17 protein-coding genes are annotated in these 19,665 nt (G+C 59.2%); 13 read left to right on the top strand and 4 right to left on the bottom strand.

Annotation, left to right across the window (positions count from 1 at the left end; all coding sequences use genetic code 11):
* Positions 1–94 precede the first annotated feature (94 nt).
* Together tbsP and ACYQ14_RS02630 are read right to left on the bottom strand one after the other, a co-directional pair.
* Positions 95–913 carry a transcriptional regulator TbsP gene (tbsP, locus tag ACYQ14_RS02635; protein WP_459884552.1) on the bottom strand — a complete coding sequence of 273 codons (819 nt, stop codon included), beginning with the start codon at positions 911–913 and terminating at the stop codon, positions 95–97.
* Positions 914–1,370: 457 nt separating this feature from the next.
* Positions 1,371–3,455, bottom strand: coding sequence for a hypothetical protein (locus ACYQ14_RS02630; protein WP_459884551.1), 2,085 nt, complete (start codon positions 3,453–3,455; stop codon positions 1,371–1,373).
* Positions 3,456–3,607: 152 nt separating this feature from the next.
* Between ACYQ14_RS02630 and glyA the strand changes: the two genes are divergently transcribed.
* Entirely contained in the window at positions 3,608–4,855 is a 1,248-nt protein-coding gene (gene glyA, locus ACYQ14_RS02625) for a serine hydroxymethyltransferase (protein WP_459884548.1), read from the top strand.
* A gap of 205 nt (positions 4,856–5,060) precedes the next feature.
* Positions 5,061–5,954: a bifunctional methylenetetrahydrofolate dehydrogenase/methenyltetrahydrofolate cyclohydrolase gene (locus ACYQ14_RS02620; RefSeq protein WP_283837517.1), complete on the top strand. Its 894-nt coding sequence runs from the start codon at positions 5,061–5,063 to the stop codon at positions 5,952–5,954.
* 159 nt (positions 5,955–6,113) lie between these two features.
* Here ACYQ14_RS02620 and ACYQ14_RS02615 read toward each other — a convergent pair whose 3' ends face one another.
* Positions 6,114–6,830: a DUF7117 family protein gene (locus ACYQ14_RS02615; RefSeq protein ID WP_459884545.1), complete on the bottom strand. Its 717-nt coding sequence runs from the start codon at positions 6,828–6,830 to the stop codon at positions 6,114–6,116.
* A gap of 43 nt (positions 6,831–6,873) precedes the next feature.
* Entirely contained in the window at positions 6,874–7,884 is a 1,011-nt protein-coding gene (locus ACYQ14_RS02610; RefSeq protein WP_459884542.1) for a lysylphosphatidylglycerol synthase transmembrane domain-containing protein, read from the bottom strand.
* Between the two features lie 196 nt (positions 7,885–8,080).
* On the opposite strand from ACYQ14_RS02610, the gene ACYQ14_RS02605 reads away from it, so the two are divergent.
* The 11 genes from ACYQ14_RS02605 (at position 8,081) to ACYQ14_RS02555 (ending at position 19,457) form a co-directional block, all read left to right on the top strand.
* Positions 8,081–8,743: a hypothetical protein gene (locus ACYQ14_RS02605; RefSeq protein ID WP_459884539.1), complete on the top strand. Its 663-nt coding sequence runs from the start codon at positions 8,081–8,083 to the stop codon at positions 8,741–8,743.
* Between the two features lie 231 nt (positions 8,744–8,974).
* A complete protein-coding gene (locus ACYQ14_RS02600) occupies positions 8,975–9,121 on the top strand; it encodes a hypothetical protein (RefSeq protein ID WP_283837510.1) in 147 nt (48 codons plus the stop codon).
* Between the two features lie 524 nt (positions 9,122–9,645).
* Positions 9,646–9,921: a PadR family transcriptional regulator gene (locus tag ACYQ14_RS02595; protein WP_283837509.1), complete on the top strand. Its 276-nt coding sequence runs from the start codon at positions 9,646–9,648 to the stop codon at positions 9,919–9,921.
* 204 nt (positions 9,922–10,125) lie between these two features.
* Positions 10,126–11,421, top strand: a complete 1,296-nt coding sequence (locus ACYQ14_RS02590) for an MgtC/SapB family protein (protein ID WP_459884535.1) — start codon at positions 10,126–10,128, stop codon at positions 11,419–11,421.
* 90 nt (positions 11,422–11,511) lie between these two features.
* Positions 11,512–11,922 carry a DUF7988 family protein gene (locus tag ACYQ14_RS02585; protein ID WP_459884533.1) on the top strand — a complete coding sequence of 137 codons (411 nt, stop codon included), beginning with the start codon at positions 11,512–11,514 and terminating at the stop codon, positions 11,920–11,922.
* A gap of 210 nt (positions 11,923–12,132) precedes the next feature.
* Positions 12,133–12,759: a hypothetical protein gene (locus ACYQ14_RS02580; protein WP_459884531.1), complete on the top strand. Its 627-nt coding sequence runs from the start codon at positions 12,133–12,135 to the stop codon at positions 12,757–12,759.
* Between the two features lie 212 nt (positions 12,760–12,971).
* Positions 12,972–14,354, top strand: coding sequence for a metal ABC transporter solute-binding protein, Zn/Mn family (locus tag ACYQ14_RS02575; protein WP_459884529.1), 1,383 nt, complete (start codon positions 12,972–12,974; stop codon positions 14,352–14,354).
* Between the two features lie 57 nt (positions 14,355–14,411).
* Positions 14,412–15,152: a metal ABC transporter ATP-binding protein gene (locus ACYQ14_RS02570; protein WP_459884527.1), complete on the top strand. Its 741-nt coding sequence runs from the start codon at positions 14,412–14,414 to the stop codon at positions 15,150–15,152.
* Positions 15,152–16,165: a metal ABC transporter permease gene (locus ACYQ14_RS02565; protein WP_459884525.1), complete on the top strand. Its 1,014-nt coding sequence runs from the start codon at positions 15,152–15,154 to the stop codon at positions 16,163–16,165. Before ACYQ14_RS02570 ends, ACYQ14_RS02565 begins: the two co-directional genes overlap by 1 nt.
* Positions 16,166–16,233: 68 nt before the next feature.
* The gene (locus ACYQ14_RS02560) at positions 16,234–18,330 is read left to right on the top strand and encodes an acetate--CoA ligase family protein (protein ID WP_459884523.1); all 2,097 of its coding nucleotides are present in this window, start codon (positions 16,234–16,236) and stop codon (positions 18,328–18,330) included.
* Positions 18,327–19,457: a phosphotransacetylase family protein gene (locus ACYQ14_RS02555; RefSeq protein WP_459884521.1), complete on the top strand. Its 1,131-nt coding sequence runs from the start codon at positions 18,327–18,329 to the stop codon at positions 19,455–19,457. The genes ACYQ14_RS02560 and ACYQ14_RS02555 overlap by 4 nt, the downstream gene beginning before the upstream one ends.
* The last annotated feature ends 208 nt before the right edge of the window (positions 19,458–19,665 follow it).

The raw sequence follows: 19,665 nt of genomic DNA, 5'->3' as shown, positions 1-19,665 counted from the left end.
GCGATAACTTGGGGTTTACGTACTCAGGTTTGATCGGATGGGGATCGACGGAAAGAGCAATAGGCAAAACGGGTCGAATCGAGGCCGACAGCGATCAGTTGAGAATCGACTGCGTAACGGTCGCAATCTGCCCGTTGTCCGCTTCACGGAGTCGGTCGTCGCCGATCTTTAGACGAAGTCGCGGGCGACCGACGTCGATCGGAACTTTTTCCGTATCGATGAGGCCCATATCCTCGAGTTTGGTCTTGGTTCGGGAGAAGGTTGCCTTGGAAGCGATGCCGACATCCTCGCCCCACTTGCTGATGTCGTACAGGAGCGCTTCGTTTTTCGCTGCGACGACCAGCGAGATGGTCACCTCGTCGAGGCCGTCCCCGTCTCCGCGTGCCGTCTCGAGGGAGTTGAGGATCGCGGTGAAGTCCGCTTCGGCCTCGGGACTGATCTCCTCGGAAAGGGTCTCTCGAACGTCGCTGATTGGTGGTGTTCGAAGTTTGAACGGTTCCGCGTTCTCCCATCGGGTTTCGTAGGCGGCGAACGTGTCGTCGACGAAGTCGGCTTCGTCGGTAACGAGGCCCCCAACTCGGTCTCCCGCGTGAACGACGGCGATGACGCGATCCTCGGTGAGACAGAGCGAGTTCTCCGGTGTCTCCCCCAACGTCCGGAGAGCGAGCGCGCCGTCGCTGATGAGATCGGCGGCGTTCGAAGCGACGATGAAGTCACCCATAACGTCCTTCAGCGTTTGCTCGTTGGCGAGCATCTGCACCGTCGGCAACGAGCCGTCGAAATCGGTCGCGACCGAGACGAATTCTTCGATCGCGTCCCGAGATGGGTTCACCATATAAACGTCGCCACTCGCGTCCTCTAGAACCGCTCTGAGGATATCGTCAATCTGATGATTGAGTAAATTCGAAGCCATCTGTGTACCGAAGTAAATGATGGCTATATACTTAATTTTGTTGGCCGCTCGCACAGGATAAGTTACACTCTCAACCAAACACTGGTAATTTTTATCGGTTAGTGATTCGTTGTAGTCGAAGTTTGGTTGAATGAGAGATAATTCTTGCTCGCCGTAGACGCTACACCTGCTGAATAGTGAAGTACCCAGGTCGGGTGACCCAGGGTACTCTGCCTTGCAAACTATAGATAACCGCTCGTCCGGCATACTCGAGAATATCGCTCACCGATTGCGGAGTGGGGATAGTAATGGTAATTACTATATACAATCAGACAACAGTCGCAAGTGTATGGGCGCTATGTATCAGCACCTTTGGCGTGTCGGTTATGAAATACGAACGCGATTTGGCCGAGATTCTCGAACGATCCGACTCGGGTGTGCGTCTGCAAAACGGGTAAGCACTTACGGCGGTCCGTAGTCACCCGTCCGGTCCATCCGCCATTTTCGCGGACAGTTGCTGAGACCAGTATACGTCCCCGTCGAATATTACGGACGCGTTGGCACCTTCGAGAAACGACGGAAGTTCCTCCTCGGTCAACAATAGTTCCGAGGACGAACCGCACAGATAGGCATGCTCGTTGCCTTCGGCGTGTGGAAAATAATACGAGCCGTTCTCTCGCGTCGAATAGCATTCAATCGAGAGACGGTACTGTCCGTCATCGACCGGATCGACGGTCACGGTAGTGGGATACTGTTGTTCTCCCTGCGAAAGAGAGTGCGTGCCATCGCCGACGACCGCGTAGTCTTTGCCCATCATGATCCGTCTCCGCGCGAGGTCCATCGCACGTTCGATGCTAAACCCGTGAACGAGTAATTTCGCAAACGTCGAGCCGACTTTGACGGCGTGATCGTTCAATACCTTCTGAACGGTCACTGCTCCGGCAACACTCCCCTTCTCGACGAGATCCAATCCCTCGTAAAACGAACCGCAGGCATTGAGAAAAAACGTTTGCGTGTTACATTCGTCGAGACTACTCGTCGAGAGGGTTCCGTCGGGACAACACAGTCCGTCGGTTTCGCAGTGACCGATATAGTGAACGAAATCGTGTTCGTCCTCGAAGACGCGAGCGAGCGCTGCGGTCGTAAGCGACTCTTTGACGGTAAGTTCCGTCGAGAGAGATTCGGACCGCTCTCGGTAGATTTCTGCGACCGACTCGCGTTCGCTAGCCATCTCGGGATCGTTTAACACGACGACGATCGACGACGACTCGCTTCGCCGCTCGAGGTATCGAAGCCGATTGTTGTACGCTTCGGGCACCGACTTGAACACGTCGATCGGAACGCCGTCGGCGATCCAACCGTGGACGCGTCCGGTACGAAGTTCCGGTTTGATGATCTCGATAGAGGGGATTTGCCCGTTTCCGGATCGTGCAACCCCGACTCGATTTCGATAGAAGTCGTCGAGCGACCGTTCGACCAGTTCCTGCTCGGCGAGTTCGGAGAACTTCGGAGTGGAAATCAGGCTCATTCGATCCAGTAAGAACGGAAGCGTCTCGGCGTTAGCCGGAGTCGGGTCGACGTAGGTCGAGAGATGCCACTCGGGGAGCCGGTGTTCGACCGTTTCGTACGGGACGTCGAGATATCTCTCGAGGCGGTCCTGAATGGATTGGCCGTACAACCGTTCGCTATCGATCTCGAGCGCCTCAAGGAGGCTCAGTTCGGAAAGGGACGTTCCGAACGGACCGACGTTTCGGACGAGACAATCGAGAAAGAAAACCTTCCGAAGCAACCGCTCTATTTCGTCTTCGAGGGCCGGCATCGACGGAAGACAATGGTCCGTCTCGTACTTCTCTATGCGGAGACGCGGCGTCTCACGATCGTCGAGAGTAACCTTTCCCTGGAGATAGTAGGCGAGAGGTGCGGCGACGTACAGCGCTTCGTACGTCGGCGGGACCACGAGTTCGACACCCGACTCGGTAACGTCCCGGCGAACGCTTTCCGAAATTTCTAGCCGGGAGCCCGTTTCGATACGAGGTGGGTGGCCCCTGAGCGACGGATACGTCCGGTCGGGGCTCGCGGTCTTTTGTGAGGCGTGGAGATGGCTTATTGCGCGTGCGAGTCCCTCGGTCGTTTCGGGAATCGTTATCGTGTCGGTGGGGATTTCGTGGCGACTTCGGAATCCGAGAACGGTGCGCGCCCGTTCGGGAAACGAGACGACGACAGTTTCGATATCGTCGGTTCTGCGAATCGTCGCCGTGCCGGAAAAGCGCAGGTACGTTTTGATTCTCGCGTCGATATCGACGACGTATTCGCCGCGGGGGAGCGACAGGGGTTCGCCCCGCGGGTCGAGTTCGTACTGTCGATTGGTACCGATATCAGAAGCGTAGACGACCGCGTGTGGAAATCGAAGTTCGTCGGTCGTTACAACAATCGTTTCGTCGACGGGTCGTCTGATGTCCGGGCCTGAACCGGAAATCTCGAGGTTCGATCCCCTGACGACGATTTCGGCGTTATCTGCGTCGGTTATCCTGAGGTCGCCGCCGGTAATATCCCACCGTAACATCTATTCGGAAAATACGACCCGGTGAAGTTAGTTGTATCGAGCTAACAGGTTCCCGTCATTTGTGAGTTGGTGGCGTGGTACGGAACGGGGAGAAGCGACCTCACTTGCCGAGGAAAGGTACACTTATGGAGCGTCCAGTAAGGGAATTCATTATGGAACACGACCACGTCCGGGACGTCGATCCCGCCGTCGCCGACGCCCTCGAGAACGAGGTTGATCGGCAGCGATCGACGCTTCAGATGATCGCGAGCGAAAACCACGCCAGCCGGGCGGTCCTTGACGCACAAGGAAGCGCGCTGACGAACAAGTACGCCGAAGGCTACCCCGGCGAGCGCTACTACGGCGGCTGTACATACGCCGACGAGGTCGAGCAACTCGCGATCGACCGTGCGACCGAACTGTTCGGTGCCGAACACGTCAACGTCCAGCCCCACTCGGGAACGCAGGCCAATCAGGCCGTCTACTTCGCGATGCTCGAGGCAGGCGATAAGATCCTCTCGCTCGATCTGACCCACGGCGGCCACCTCAGCCACGGCCACCCCGCAAACTTCGTCGGTCAGCTCTACGAAGTCGAGCAGTATGAGGTCGACGCCGAAACGGGCTACGTCGATTACGAAGGACTCGCGGAGCAGGCGGCGGAGTTCGAACCGGACATCATCGTGTCGGGCTACTCCGCGTACCCGCGCGAAATCGAGTGGGGACGGATCCAGGACGTAGCCGACGACGTCGACGCGTTCCACCTCGCGGATATCGCCCACATCACCGGACTCGTCGCGGCGGGCGTACACTCTTCCCCCGTCGGCATCGCCGACTTCGTCACCGGTTCGACGCACAAGACGATCCGTTCCGGACGCGGCGGAATCGTCATGACCGGCGAGGAGTACGCGGACGATATCGACGCGGCGGTCTTCCCCGGCGGACAGGGCGGCCCGCTCATGCACAACATCGCAGGCAAAGCGGTCGGCTTCGAGGAAGCGCTCCAGCCGGAGTTCGAGGAGTACGCCGAGCAGACGGTCGCCAACGCCAAAGCGCTGGGTGAGGCGCTCTCCGAGCACGGCTTCTCGCTCGTCTCGGAGGGAACCGACAATCACCTCGTGCTCGTTGACCTGCGTGAGAGCCACCCCGATACTACCGGCGGCGACGCCGAAGACGCGCTCGAGGACGCGGGAATCGTCCTCAACGGCAACACCGTCCCCGGCGAAACGCGCTCGGCGTTCGACCCGAGCGGTATCCGCGCAGGAACGCCAGCCCTGACGACGCGCGGCTTCGACGAGAGCGACATGCAAACGGTCGCCGACTGCATCGCTCGAGTCATCGACGCACCCGAAGACGACGACGTCAAGAGCGAGGTTCGAGCGGAAGTCGACGCACTCTGTGAGGCGAACCCGCTGTACGAATAGCCCAACTCGAGCGACCGAATCGCGACGGCCTTCGGTCCAACGCGCCACAGAGTATTCTTTCCGGCCTCTACAAACGCCGATAGTGATGGGAGTCTACGGTTCCGATCGCACTAGTAGGCAAGAACATGCATATCACTGCCACCAGTCATCCGAAAATAGGCACAAACCCGAGGGTTGATTACGCTCGCTCACGGCAACTCGAGTGATGACCGAGATCATCGACGGAAACGCCGTTGCGAGCGAGATTCGCGATGGACTGACCGACGCGATCGAAACGCTCGCCGACGCCGGAACGCGGCCGGGACTCGCGACCGTCCTGATGGGCGACGATCCCGCGAGTCAGACGTACGTCAACATGAAACAGCGCGATTGCGAGGAGGTCGGGATCGAAGGAACCCACGTCGAAATCGACGGGGACGCCCCGGCGACCGAGCTGTACGACGCAATCGAGGATCTCAACGACGATTCGTCCGTTCACGGATACATCGTCCAGGAACCGGTTCCCGATCACATCGATTATCGAGAGGTGCTTCGACGAATCGACCCGGCCAAGGACGCCGACGCGTTCCATCCCGAAAACGTCGGCCGGCTCGTCGCGGGCCAGCCTCGATTCAAGCCGTGTACCCCGCACGGGATCCAGAAGTTGCTCGAGGCCTACGACGTCGAGACGGAAGGGGCGGACGTGACCATCATCGGTCGATCGAACATCGTCGGGAAACCGATGGCGAACCTGCTTATGCAAAAAGCCGACGGCGGCAACGCGACGGTTACGGTCTGTCACTCCCGAACCGAGGATCTCGAGGCAAAAACGAGGCGTGCCGACATCGTGATCGCCGCCTCCGGCGTCACGGAACTCGTCGACGCCTCGATGCTCGCCGACGGAGCGGTCGTGATCGACGTCGGCATCTCTCGGGTCGACGCGGACAACGAGAAGGGGTACGAACTCGTCGGCGACGTCGACTTCGAGAGCGCGAAATCGAAAGCGAGCGCCATCACGCCCGTTCCCGGCGGCGTCGGGCCGATGACTCGAGCGATGTTGCTTCACAACACGGTCAACGCGGCGAGTACGCAGCAAGGAATCGACGTCGACCTTCCCTGATAGGGTCGTTCGTACCTATTTTCAGCCAGCCTCAGCGGAGAACGAGTTTCGCCGAGCGAAACCGATGACTGAGTATCTATATCGGGAGAGAATTACGAGCGACCCTATGAGCCGGATGGGGTCTTCCGGCAGTTTGTGACACCGCTTCGGTGATCCGATCTACTCGTACTCGAGCGTTTGAATTCTGTGTGTCGCACTCGCCAGGGCGTCCCCGTCGCCGCGGAGTCCATCCGCGAGTTCGCGTGTCGCCCGGATCAGGGTCTCGGCAGTTTTCGGTTCGATATCGCCCTCGAGCATTCGGATTCGCGTGACGTGATCCCCGAGCGTCTCGAGCGCGCTTTGTTGGTCGGTCGTGAACGATTCGTCCTCGCTCCAGGTTCGGATATCGCGGCGGTACTCTCGAACGGCGTTCGCGGCGGCGATCCCGCGAGCCGAGCGGAGCGACGGGGGAACCTCGGCTGGCGGTGGCCGTTGACCGCGATCTGCGATCTCGAGCAGGGAAAGGAAGTAGAGCTCTTCGTCTTCCTCGAGTCGTCGTTCGCGCGCAACGATATCTGCGATGTGAAGTAACTCGGTCGCGGCGAGATAGGTGTCGTCGAGTTCCCGAAGATCGCCGCCGTTGACGAATCCCCGTTGACGAATGTACTCGCGGGCGCGCTCGCGACTTTGCTCGGCGAGTTCGCCCGTCGAGCTGTCGTCGATAGTGTTCCGGACCGGCGTCAGATCGAACGCGACCTCCATATCCGTGTGTTCGGTTCGATCGTCGAGACCGACGCTTCGGAGCGTCCCGCAGTTCGGACAGCTAACGCTCCCGGTCTCGTAGTACGACCATCGGGTGCCACACTCGGTACACTCGCGTTCGCCCCGAATTTTCATACTCGCGTGTACGGCGAGGAGCCCAAAAGACCCACCGACCTAATCACTCTCCTCGAAACAAGACAGATACCGCAGAGATCCCTCCGATACCGACCGTGAGCCAGTACGTACAGACTCTGTAGATGATCGCGATAGTCAGCGCGGCCGCCGGCTCGAGTTGCCCCAGTGTCGTCAGGCTCGCCGTTACCATTGCTTCGACTCCGCCAGTTCCGCCGGGAGCGGGGACGATGGCACCGAGCTTTCCGAGGGCGACAACGAGGGCAACGACCGGCAGTGAGAGTTGGTGACCGAGCGCGGCTGCACCGATGTAGACCGGGAGCATCAGGAATAGCATCCCGATGTGTGCGTACACCGCCGTGATGAGGAGCGTTCGTCTGTCCGCCGTAATCATCGTGATAGTCGCGTAAAAGCCGTCGAGTCTGGTGCGGACGGCGGACCGACTGAGTTGTTCGTCGAACCGAGGCGTGAGTTTTCCGAGAACGCGTCGGAGGACGCTGGTAATAAAGAGGACGATTCTGTAGACAATATCTGGGCGACGAGCACCGACGGCGATAATCGAGATGACCGCGACGAAGAGGGCGCTGAAGGCGACGAATTGCGCGAACAGATCGTTACCGAGCGCATCACCGGTTGCGACGATTCCGAGGGCCAGAAACCCGAACGAGTAATAGGGAAGGTAGTTCAGCAGATCCGCGGAGATGATTCCCGCGAGACCGTCCTCGTACGCCATCTCCGACTCCTGGACAACGAGGTACGCGACGAATGGCTCGGTGGCAAGCTGGCCGTAGGGCGTCACGTACTTGAGGAACATCGCGGTGAGAAAGACGCCAGTGATCCGTTTTCGAGACAGTCCGCTATCGACCAACGTGAGGAACCTGTTCCAGACGAATCCACGAAAGGCCAACGCGAAAATGCCCGATAAGACACCGAGACCCAACACTGAGTAATCCGCCCTGGAGAGCTCATCGAATACGTCTTGGCCCCCAACTGCGGTAATGAGAACGGCCATGAGGAGCGCCGCAAACCCAAACCCGAGCGCGATCCGTCGTTTCACGCCTCGATCATTGTATTGTAGTTACAACTAGGTTATGAATGCAACGGGATCGAGCCCGTATTAATTCCATCGGTTGCGACAACCGTCCTCTCAGTTACGCCGACTGTCTGATTTCGTTATTGGAAGTGCCCTAGGTGATCAACGTACGGCAGTTGCAGGCCGCATTCCAACAGTCTGGAACGTACTATCTGATTGTATGTCTCGCCCACGACTCAATCGACGGAAGTTCGTAGTTGCCGCTGGTTCAGCAAGTGCACTGGTTTTAGCCGGTTGTGCCGACGACGATCAGGACAACGATGATCCCGCGGACGACCCCGAAGACGACAACGGTGATCCGGTCGGTGACGACGACGATGACGACGACCCAGCAGATGACGACGAAGACGGCGAGTATACGCTCACCGTAACCGTCGAAGACGGTGACGAAGAGCCCGTGGAGGGAGCGACCGTCACTGTCGACGAGGGTGACGAAGCCGATCCAGCGGACGAGGAAGACGATGAAGAGATGGACGACGAAGAGATGGACGACGAGAACGGTGAGGACGAAGAAGACGAAGACGGCCCAGCGGACGAGGACGACGATGAGATGGACGACGAAGAGATGGAAGACGAAACCGACGAGGACGGCGAGGTCGAATTCGAGGGCCTCGAGGACGGCGAATACACCGTTACCGCCGAGTACGAAGGGGATGAGGCGGAAGAAGACGTCGAAATCGACGGCGACGACGAAGAAGTTACGCTCACCCTCGGTGAGGAAGGAAACGGTATGGACGAAGAGGACGACGACATGAACGGAGCGGATGACGACGATATGGACGACGAAGGCGACGATAACGAATCAAACGATAACAACGCCTGATCGGGAGGATCGATCGAGATCCCCTTCGGTCACCGTTTGGTCACCGTTCGATCGGATACCCAAATCGGTCGCACATTTTTTCGCGCCACTGCAATCCGACAGCGGTAGCGTTGTGACGAAGCGGGTATCTGTCGCGGCCACTGGTATCCGACAGTCTGTTCCGAGTCTCGGGAACGTCCACGAAAACGGGCAGTGGCGACCTTTTTGCGTCTCGAGTGGTTATTCCTTCACATGCGAGACGAGCAGGAGATCCGAGAGCAGTACGAGTTCCTCAAAGAACATCTCGAAAGCGAAGATATGAACCACGATGGCGTCGAGAAAATGTTCACGTATTACAAACGGGCGCTTGGATGGACCCTCGAGGAAGAACATATTTAACGGAAAACAGGAATCGTCTCAAATATATCCGTCTTTCAGGCATTGTCGATACCTTTAAGTACTCCGGGCCAATTTCTTCAGTTGACGCTTCGCTTGGAGGGCCGAAGCGTCAGCGGGGACCAATTCAGGGCGGCAAGCAACCGCGTGGCATTTTTCCGCCACGCGGTTTGCTTTCCTGTTTACGGATGGCTAATCTAGAATAGTTGTATCATTGCACTTCTCGAGTCAACTCGATAGGGTACGGTCGGTACAATGTTGTATGACATCCTCCCCAGCGTGGACGCTGGGTTTTCCTCGCTGTCGAAGGTAGCGGAGCGGATACCCCATAATTGTACTCTCAAAAATCATCTGAAAGCTAAACATGAACTGCGTGTTATGTGTGGATCCGTGGCTAATCTCTCACTAGTGCTATAGGTGGTATGTATCTCCGTTGTGCGTACGCTACTCGGAAAATGGCCGTATTGATCGGAGCAACCCGATATATTTATTAAATTCCGACAGAAAGTACAACCGGTACTTACCCAATGTACGACCTGACAGGATTTCAGCGTGACTTGCTCTATGTCATCGCTGGCGAGGAAGAACCTCACGGACTGGCCATCAAGGAGGAACTCGAACAGTACTACGAAAAAGAGATTCACCACGGGCGACTCTACCCGAATCTGGACACGCTTGTCGATAAAGGCCTCGTAGAGAAGGGGCAACGGGACCGGCGGACCAATTTCTATACGCTCACCCGACGCGGGCAACGCGAACTCGAGGCCCGTCGCGAGTGGGAAGCGCAGTACGTCGAGCTCTAACGGCGAAATCGGTCCCCTCGCTCTTCGAGACATATCGACTCGATAGTCGTCTCAACTGGCCGGGGGCGGTTCGAAGCTCCAATTTCCGCACCCACTGAATTCCCGTGAGAACAGATCAGCGAATCCGCTCGAATCCGAATTCTTCCGATACAGAAGCTGTATTTCGGCAGTCCGTTTATATGTGTCTACGAATAACACTGGGAGATGAACGGAATCACGTTACAGGTCGTCGAGGGGACGCTCGACGAGACGGTCGTTCGGATCGCGCTGGCTGGTGCGCTCGGATTGTTTCTCGGCCTCGAGCGAGAATGGTCCAAACGATCGGCCGGAATCAGAACGTTCTCCCTGATCAGTCTCCTCGCGGCCGTTTTTACGATTCTCGTTCTCGAGACCGATATTGGAGAAGGGTTACTCGTCTTGGGTGGACTGTTGGTCATCGTTCAAGGTGTCTTACTCGCCGTCAGGGGCCTCATAGACGACGATGAGGAAGCGGGTCTTTCGCTGACGACCTCCGTCTCGATGCTCGTCGCCTACGGGGTCGGATCGCTAGTCGCGGCCGGATTCATCATCGAGGGCGTAACCGTTGCAGTACTCTCCTCACTACTGCTCGTCCTCAAACGCGAACTCCACGAGTTCGCCTGGGGGCTCTCTCGAGAAGAAATGCGCTCGACGACCGAGTTCGCGATCCTGGCGTTCGTCATCTACCCGCTGTTACCTCCCGAATACGTTCTCGAGCTCGGGACCACCGACATACCGGTCGAGCCACAGGTGATCTGGTTGATGGTCGTCGCTGTGGCGGGGATCGGGATCGTCAACTACGCCATCGTCTCGAGTTACGGCGGCCGCGGAATCGCCGTCACGGGCTTTTTCGGCGGACTGGCGGCCTCGACCGCGGTTGTGGGGACGATGCTCGATCACGTCCGCCAACGGCCGGAGGCTGCCTCCTACGCGGTAGCGGCGATCATCCTCGCGGACGCGGCGATGGCCGTTCGGAATCTGGCTATCGCGCTCGCGTTTACCGTGGGAGGCGGCGTCGATATCCTCTACGAGGCAATCGTTCCCCTCGGCGCGGTGATCGTCGTTGCGTTCATCGTGGCTGGTGTCACCGCGAATTGGCGAGAGTCGACTGTGATGGAACTCGAGAGCCCGTTTTCGATGAAAAACGCACTCGCGTTCGGGGCGGTCTTTCTCGCTGTGTTGGTGTTCGGATCGCTCGCGGAGGTGTGGTTCGGAACGCTCGGGTTCTACGTTACAGCCGTCGCGAGTGGACTCGTTTCGAGTGCCGGTGCGACGACCTCGGCCGTCGTCCTGTATCGTGGCGGACAGCTCGGTCCGACAGAAGCGACGATCGCGATCTTGCTCGCAACGGTCTCGAGTATCGTCGTCAAAGCCCTCCTCGCTGCGACGTCGTCGAACCAGCAGTTCAAAAATCAAGTTGCAACCTACAGCGCCGTCCTCCTGCTCGGCGGCGCGCTTGCCTCCGTTGTTCTCGTCATTTAGGAGTACGTTTGCTCCCGAGTTGGGATACCACGACCGGAACGCCACTCCAAAGCCGGGACAGCTTTGGGTATCCACGACACAGTATACGACGTGTCATATCCGGTTCGAGCGACTCGGCGCTGCATTCAGCGCGATCACGAAACGGTCATCGACGGGATTGACTACTGTGCTGACCTGGTCGCCAACTCCTGGGACGGTACCCAGACGACCGAGCGCCGACGCGTAATCGAACCGTTGCAGTCCGCCCTCGAGTCCGCGGGAATCCTCGAAACGCTCCCGATCGTTCTGTCCGACGCCGTCGAATCAGCGGGATACGATCTCGCGTCGACACCGGTTCCGGCTCCCCCCTACGTCGTTCTCACGAGTCGAGGGCCGATCTGCCGGGCGACGATCGAACCCGGCCGAGTGCTCATCCGGTTCGACGTATTCGATATCGTTCGGAAAGCGACTCCGGTCTACGAACGCCTCGACGGCATTCAGCTATCGGTTTCGTTGGAGTGATGAAGAGGTGGTTGTGCGCTGAACAGACGCAATATCACGGCCTATGCCGTGGAGGATGTCGAGGTGTGATTTCCGGATTCCGAATACTCGTAGCGCTAGGCATCAACACACACTGATTAACAACACCGGTGTATTTATTAGTAACTTCCCACAATAGGGTGTTGGTGTCTAATAGTGACTGTTAATCCACGATCGGCGTCCCGACGACGGGTGCTCGCTGCATCGGGTTCGCTGACAACGCTCGCTCTCGCCGGTTGTCTCGGCGGGGACGACGATGGGGAAGAGAACGGTGATGACGACGGTGGCGACGGAGGCGACGACAACGGAAACGGTGAGGAACCCGAGGACCTCGAGATCGAAGAGTTCGAGGTCATCGATCGAGACGACGATTCCGTAACCGTATACATCCACGGCGAACACTGGCACGACGATCCGCTCGAGGTTCCAGACGACAACAATCTCTCCCTCGGCGCACGCGTCGAGGACGAGGACGGCGACGAGATCGAACTCGGTGACGAGTACGAACTCGCCGTCGAGGTGCCAGACAGCGCGGAGGAGGGAATCGTCGAAAGCGATCCGGACGAGGATTTCCACGGGGATCACGTCCACCTCCACGGCGTCGGCGACGGGTTCACGACGGTCGTCTTCCAGATTCGAGCCGACGACCACGTCGTGTACGAAACGCCTGATCTCGAGGTCGTCATAGGTGAATACGACAACGACCACGACGATGACGAGCACGGCGATGACGAGCATGATCATGACCACGATGACGACCACGATCACGACGATGACGACCACGATCACGACGATGACGACCACGACGACGACCACTGATCGGATTTTCTGATTTCGACGCTACCACCGACGGAATGCGCTTCTCGATTATCGTCCGTGAGAGCCAGTGCGTTTGTGATGCGCCGAATTCGCACGCCGATGACCGCTTTCGTTCGGACTAATTACTAAGACGACTCTCTCGAGTGTCACGAGTTATTAACGATATCCGATTCCATAATAACCCTTTTACCCATTCACTCGTACGTACTCGTATGAACCGTACACGCCGATCCGTCCTCCGAACAGGGGTGGGGGCCGTTGCGTTCGGCACGATCGCGGGGTGTCTTAGCGAGCCCGATAGCGGTGGATCCGAAGGCGGCTACGCTGCGTTCTTTCCACTTTGGGACTGGGCCGAGCAGATTGCCGGGGAGGAAATAGCGTTCGAAAACGCCATCGACACCGGTCAGATGGGACACGGGTGGGAGCCGCCCAGCGATCTGCAGCGAGACATCGCGGACTCGAACGTTTTTATCTATCTCGATACGGACGAGTTCGCGTGGGCACAGGAGTTTGCGGCGGAGTTCAAACGCGATTACGACCACGTCACGTTGATCGACGGGATGGCTGGACTCGAGAACCAGCTTCTCGAGATGGACACCGACGGCGATTTCGACCGCGAGCCGGCAGACCGCGATTTCGACCCCGACCAGATCGACATTACCGGGTTCGACCTCTACGATCAGCGAACCGGAGCGGAAGTCGCCTACTGGCACGACGGCCACTGGCACGGCGGCGTTCCGGACGTTCCCGTCGACGGCGAAATTGCTGTCGCTGGCGTCTTCGAAGACGCAGACGGGAACGTGCTCCCGCTCGGATCCGACGAACAGTTTCAGCTCGAAGTCAGCTACGTGGACGAGGAAAGCGACGCACTCGAGACCGAATCTCGAGGCGATCACGTCGTCCTCTCCGGTACCGAGGTGTCCCAGACGCGGATCGTCTTCGAACTCGTCGCCGACGGCGAAGTCGTCTGGGAAACGAGTGCCGATACCTCGATCGTCTCGGTCGTGGAGGAACTCGAGGAGACCGACGCTCCCGAGAACGCGGATCCGCACGTCTGGATCGATCCCGTAATCGCCCAGGACATCGTCGAAACGATCGCCGAAGGTCTCGCGGAGGCCGATCCGGATAACGCCGAGTTTTACGAGGAAAACGCAGCGGGCTATCTCGACGAACTCGAGGCAATTGACGACCAACTACACGAGCTAAGCGAAAACGCGGACCGTGACGTTGCGGTTTTCGCTGGCCACGATTCCTATCAGTACATCGAGCGCCGGTACGATTTCGAACTCCACACGCCGGCCGGCGTCTCGCCGGACGAAGTCGAGAGTACCGAAGATATCTCTGAGATGATCGAAGTCGTCGAGAAACACGATATCGAGACGATCCTCTATGACCCCTTCGAGACGCAAAATCCCGACGAAGATGTTCCCGACATGGTCGAGGTCCTCCTCGACGAAACGGATGCAACGGAGTACGAACCCCTGACGCCACTCGAGGGCAACACCGAAGCGTGGGACGATGCGGGATACGGGTGGGTCGAACAGATGGAAGAGATCAACATCCCGTCGTTGAAACGGGCACTCGGTGCCGAGTGATTCGACGAAAATGGAAGAAATAAGCCGCCTCGCGTCCGAGGAGGAAGTGAGTATACCGTGAACCCGGCAGTTGCTATCGAGAACGTCACGTTCGCGTACGGAGACAAAGTCGCGGTCAGAGACGTGTCGCTGACGATCGAGAAGGGTGACTTTCTCGGATTGATCGGCCCGAACGGGTCGGGGAAGACGACGCTCTTGCACCTCATGCTCGGGCTTCACTCTCCCGACGAGGGTTCCATCGAACTGTTCGGCGAGCCGGTTTCGGAGTTCGAACACGGCGAACGCATCGGCTACGTTTCCCAGCAAGCGACTAGCCGCGGCGGAACGATGCCGGTGACCGTCCGCGAAGCCGTAACGATGGGCCGGTTTCCGCACGCGGGCCACTCGAGGTTAACCAATTTCGATTACGAAATCGTCGACGATGCTATCGAGACGGTCGGAATAACGGAACTCGCCGACCGGCGAGTCAACCAGCTCTCGGGCGGCCAGCGCCAGCGGGCATTTATCGCTCGGGCGCTCGCCTCCGAAGCGGACCTGCTCGCGTTGGACGAGCCGACGGTGGGCGTCGATGCCGAATCTCGTGACGAGTTCTATCGACTGCTCGATTCGCTGAACGAGTCGGGAATCACTATCGTACTGATCGAACACGATATCGGCGTCGTCACTGACCGCGCAGACCACATCGCCTGTATCAATCAGGAACTGTACCACCACGGCGATACCGAATCGTTCGTCGAAAGCGACGCCCTGACCGAGGCGTACGGAACATCCGGACAGGTCGTCCACCACCACCACTGATGAACGGATCTCTGAGACGCCCGCTCGAACTCGTCGGCATCGGATTGACCGCCCTGCTGGCAGTCGTCATGATCGCGTTCGTCGGTCTCGAGTGGCTTCGCGGCTACGGCTATGCTGAAGGGCTCTACGACCAGTTCATCATCTTCGGACAATGGATGGACGTCTACCTGGGAACGAACGTCTTCAGCTACGGGTTCATGTGGCGATCGGTCGCGACGGCCGTCTTGATCGGCATCGTCGCACCGCTGGTCGGAACATATCTGGTCCACCGGGAGATGGCGCTCATCGGTGAAACCCTCGCGCACACGGCTTTTGCCGGCGTCGCCGTCGGATTGCTGTTCACCACGACGACTGATTGGGACGGCTCGCTGTTGACGGCCGCGCTCGTGGTTGGCGTCCTCGGGGCTCTTGGCGTTCAGTGGTTGACGGAGCGAACGAACACCTACGGGGACGTTCCCATCGCGATCATGCTGACGGGGAGTTTCGCCGTCGGAACGCTCATCATCAGTTACGGCCGTGGTCTCTCCGGCGTGAACATCGAAGAGTATCTCTTCGGAAGCGCCGCGTACGTGACGACCGGCGGGTCACAGCTGATGGCGGTGTTAAGTCTCGTGGTCGTCGCCATTGTCGCGGTGACGTACAAACAGTTGCTGTTTATCACCTTCGACGAGCAGGCCGCACGCGTTGCGCGGCTCAACGTCACCTGGTACAACACGCTGTTGATCGTGATGACCGCCGTCGTCGTCGTCGGAGCCATGCAGATTCTCGGCGTGATCCTCGTCGCCGCGATGTTGGTCATCCCTGTCGCGGCCGCCTCCCAGATATCTCACAGCTTCAGGGAGACGCTTATCCTCTCGATCCTGTTCGGACAACTCTCGGTGCTTGGCGGCTATGGTATCGCTATCCATCAGGGACTTCCCCCGGGTGGCTCGATCGTCGTCGCCGCGATCGTCATCTATCTCTTCGCGATTTTTGGATCGAGCCAGTCGATATCGGCGCTGTCGACGCACTAATTCGAGATCCTCCTTCGGACTGGGAACGCCGAACACGTTTAACACGCTGCTCGTGAAATCCTCGACCGATGGGAAGGCTATCCGAGCTGTTCGAACCCGATACCGTCGCCGTCGTCGGCGCAACGGATCGCGAAGGCGCAGTCGGTCGGGCGATCCTCGAGAACCTTTCGAGCGGATTCGCCGGCGAGGTCGTTCCGGTAAACCCGAACCGCGAAACCGTGCTCGGCCTCGAGTGTTACGCCGACCTCGAGAGCGCCCCGGCGGTCGATCTCGCGATTGTCATCGTTCCGCCGCCGGTCGTCCTCGAGACGCTCCGAGAGATCGGCGAGGCGGGAACCGAAAACGTCGTCGTCATCACGGCTGGCTTCTCCGAAACCGGTGTTGAAGGGGCCGAACGCGAACGCGAACTCCGAGAAATCGCGAAAACGTACGACCTCAACGTCGTCGGCCCGAACAGTCTGGGAGTCATGTCGACACCAGTCGGAATGAACGCGACGTTCGGCCCCGAAAACGCTCGCGAGGGATCGATATCCTTCATGAGCCAGTCGGGTGCGTTCATCACCGCGGTGCTCGACTGGGCCAACGAGCAAAAGATCGGGTTCCGAGACGTCGTCTCGCTGGGCAACAAGTCCGTTCTCGAGGAGACGGACTTCGTCCGCGAGTGGGGAGACGACCCCAACACGGACGTCATCATCGGCTATCTCGAGGATATCGACGCGGGCGAGGAATTCGTCCGCGCCGCGCGGGCGGTGAGCGACGAGACGCCGATCGTGCTGGTCAAATCCGGCCGGACAGACGCGGGGGCACACGCGGCCTCGTCCCACACGGGTGCGATCGCTGGGAGCGAACGCGCGTACGAAACGGGGCTCCAGCAAGCCGGAGTACTCCGAGCGGAGTCCGTGCAGGAACTGTTCGATTACGCCCGTGCGCTTTCCGGGTTACCGCTCCCGGAGTCCGGCGACGTCGCCGTCGTCACGAACGCCGGCGGCCCCGGCGTTCTCACGACGGATGCCGTCGGTGATTCGTCCCTCGAGATGGCATCGTTTGCAGACGAGACGCTCGAGACACTCACCGAGTCGATGCCTGAGGAGGCGAACATCTACAATCCGATCGACATCATCGGCGATGCGGACGTCGAACGGTTCGGCCAAGCGCTCGATACTGCACTGGCCGATCCGAACGTCGGGAGCGCCGTCGTCGTCAGCGCGCCGACGGCCGTCCTCACGTACGACAAACTCGCGGAGGTGGTGATCGAGACGCGGGAGCGACACGGAAAGCCCGTCGTCGCCTCGATGATGGGCGGCGACCGAGCGCGAGCCGCCGAGGAAGTGCTCCGCGAGTTCGGAATCCCGAACTACTTCGATCCGGCGCGCGCAGTTTCCGGGCTCGATGCGCTCGCTCGGTACCGCGCTATTCGGAACCGATCCAGGGACGAACCGACAACCTTCGACGTCGACCGCGAGCGAGCGCGGGAGATTCTCGAGCGGACAACATCGCGTCCCGGGAATCGCCTCGGAATCGAGTCGATGGACCTTCTCGAGGCGTACGGCATTCCGACGCCAGCAGGTTCCGTCGTCGATGACCCGGAGAAGGCACGAGACGTTGCGGAATCGATCGACGGCGATGTCGTCATGAAAATCGCGAGTCCGGAGATTTCACACAAGTCGGACATCGGCGGCGTAAAGGTCGGCGTTCCCGACGAGAACGTCTACGACGCCTACGAGGACCTCGTCACTCGGGCGCGAAATTACCAGCCGGATGCGAGAGTGCTCGGCGTTCAAGTTCAGGAGATGCTCGAGATAGACGAGTCGACCGAAACGATCGTCGGCATGAACCGTGACCCACAGTTCGGCCCGCTGTTGTTGTTCGGCCTCGGCGGGATTTTCGTGGAGATTCTCGAGGACACGTCGGTACGGGTCGCACCGATCGGCGAGAGCGAGGCCCGCGAGATGGTCGACGACCTTACGGCCGCCCCGCTGTTGGCCGGTGCACGGGGGCGCGAACCGGCGGATATCGACGCCGTCGTGGAGTCGATCCAGCGGTTGTCACAGCTCGTGAGCGATTTCCCGGCCATCCTCGAACTCGACATCAACCCGCTCGTCGCAGGGCCGGACGGCGTACAGGCGATCGATCTCGTTCTCACAGTCGATACGGAGAAACTATGACAGACACAGATACTACCCCAGATAGCGACACGGATACCCGGACCGAGACGGAGGCGCTCCTCATCAGTTCCCTCGAGGCAAGCACCGGAAAGACCGCGATTGCGCTGGCGCTCGCCCGACTCGTTCACAACGGTAGCGACGGCGGCGAAGCCGTCGGCTACATGAAACCGAAAGGGACCCGTCTCGAGAGTAACGTCGGGAAGACGCTCGACGAAGACCCGTTCCTCGCCCGAGAACTCCTCGAGTTCGAGGCGGAGATCCACGATATGGAGCCCATCGTTTACTCACCGACGTTCGTCGAGCAAGTGATTCGAGGGCGGGAGGATCCCGATGAGCTTCGAGAACGGGTCCTCGAAGCATACGAAACGCTCGCGGCGGACTGCGATCGGCTGTTCGTCGAAGGTGGCGGCAATCTCGACGTCGGCGGCATCATCGACCTCACCGATGCGGACATCGCCGAGTTGCTCGACGCTCGGGTACTACTCGTCGCGTCCTACGAGTCACCCGGCGATGTCGACCGCGTCATCACGGCGGCTCGGACGTTCGGGGATCGGCTGGACGGCGTCCTCTTTAACAACGTTTCCGACGCGGCGTACGACGAACTCGACACGGACGTCGTTCCGTTTCTCGACGGAAACGGTATTTCGACGCGCGGAATTCTTCCGCGGGAGCAGACGCTGGCCGGTGTCACGGTGAACGAACTCGCCGAGGCACTTGGGGCGACGATGCTCGCGGAGGATGGATCCGAATCGTACGTAGAACGGTTTACCGTCGGAGCGATGGGAGCCGAAAGCGCGCTTCGGCACTTTCGCCGGACAAAAAACGCTGCTGTCATCACGGGTGGCGATCGGTCGGAAATTCACACTGCCGCCCTCGAGGCACCGGGAGTTCGTTGTCTCATCCTTACCGGTGGGCACCGTCCGTCGGGAGCCATTATCGGGCAGGCAACCGAACGCGGGATTCCGATACTGGCAGTCCAAACGGACACGCTCACCACCGTCGAACGCGCCGAGGACATCGTTCGCAGTGGACGAACGCGAAGCGAACGGACCGTCGAAGAGATGGAATCCTTGCTTACCGAGTACGCGGATATCGAACACGTTCTTGAAACCCGTCCAGAGGAGTGACTCGAGTCTCGCTCACTGGGTCTTCGTAAAACCGGTAGGTCGGTCCGGGCAAACCGACCCGTTCCGGGTCGCCGAATGTCAGAGGCACCCCGGCAACTGTGTCTACACGTTCCATACCCATATGCTCATTTGGTGCGTTACCGACCACACGGTGATCTCGATTATTTAGATCTTATGGTTATTTATAAGTGATGGTGTCTAAACTCAA

This window comes from Halostagnicola bangensis, assembly GCF_054653435.1.
Note: the sequence above shows the minus strand (reverse complement) of the source record. Positions and strands in the feature narration are given on the sequence as shown.

Excerpts from the sequence above, each read along its gene's own strand:
- ACYQ14_RS02575 (WP_459884529.1), top strand. The coding sequence starts at position 12,972 with ATGAACCGTACACGCCGATCCGTCCTCCGAACAGGGGTGGGGGCCGTT.
- glyA (WP_459884548.1), top strand. The coding sequence starts at position 3,608 with ATGGAACACGACCACGTCCGGGACGTCGATCCCGCCGTCGCCGACGCC.
- ACYQ14_RS02565 (WP_459884525.1), top strand. The coding sequence starts at position 15,152 with ATGAACGGATCTCTGAGACGCCCGCTCGAACTCGTCGGCATCGGATTG.
- ACYQ14_RS02595 (WP_283837509.1), top strand. The coding sequence starts at position 9,646 with ATGTACGACCTGACAGGATTTCAGCGTGACTTGCTCTATGTCATCGCT.
- ACYQ14_RS02620 (WP_283837517.1), top strand. The coding sequence starts at position 5,061 with ATGACCGAGATCATCGACGGAAACGCCGTTGCGAGCGAGATTCGCGAT.
- ACYQ14_RS02605 (WP_459884539.1), top strand. The coding sequence starts at position 8,081 with ATGTCTCGCCCACGACTCAATCGACGGAAGTTCGTAGTTGCCGCTGGT.
- ACYQ14_RS02560 (WP_459884523.1), top strand. The coding sequence starts at position 16,234 with ATGGGAAGGCTATCCGAGCTGTTCGAACCCGATACCGTCGCCGTCGTC.
- tbsP (WP_459884552.1), bottom strand. The coding sequence starts at position 913 with ATGGCTTCGAATTTACTCAATCATCAGATTGACGATATCCTCAGAGCG.
- ACYQ14_RS02600 (WP_283837510.1), top strand. The coding sequence starts at position 8,975 with ATGCGAGACGAGCAGGAGATCCGAGAGCAGTACGAGTTCCTCAAAGAA.
- ACYQ14_RS02555 (WP_459884521.1), top strand. The coding sequence starts at position 18,327 with ATGACAGACACAGATACTACCCCAGATAGCGACACGGATACCCGGACC.
- ACYQ14_RS02590 (WP_459884535.1), top strand. The coding sequence starts at position 10,126 with ATGAACGGAATCACGTTACAGGTCGTCGAGGGGACGCTCGACGAGACG.
- ACYQ14_RS02615 (WP_459884545.1), bottom strand. The coding sequence starts at position 6,830 with ATGAAAATTCGGGGCGAACGCGAGTGTACCGAGTGTGGCACCCGATGG.
- ACYQ14_RS02630 (WP_459884551.1), bottom strand. The coding sequence starts at position 3,455 with ATGTTACGGTGGGATATTACCGGCGGCGACCTCAGGATAACCGACGCA.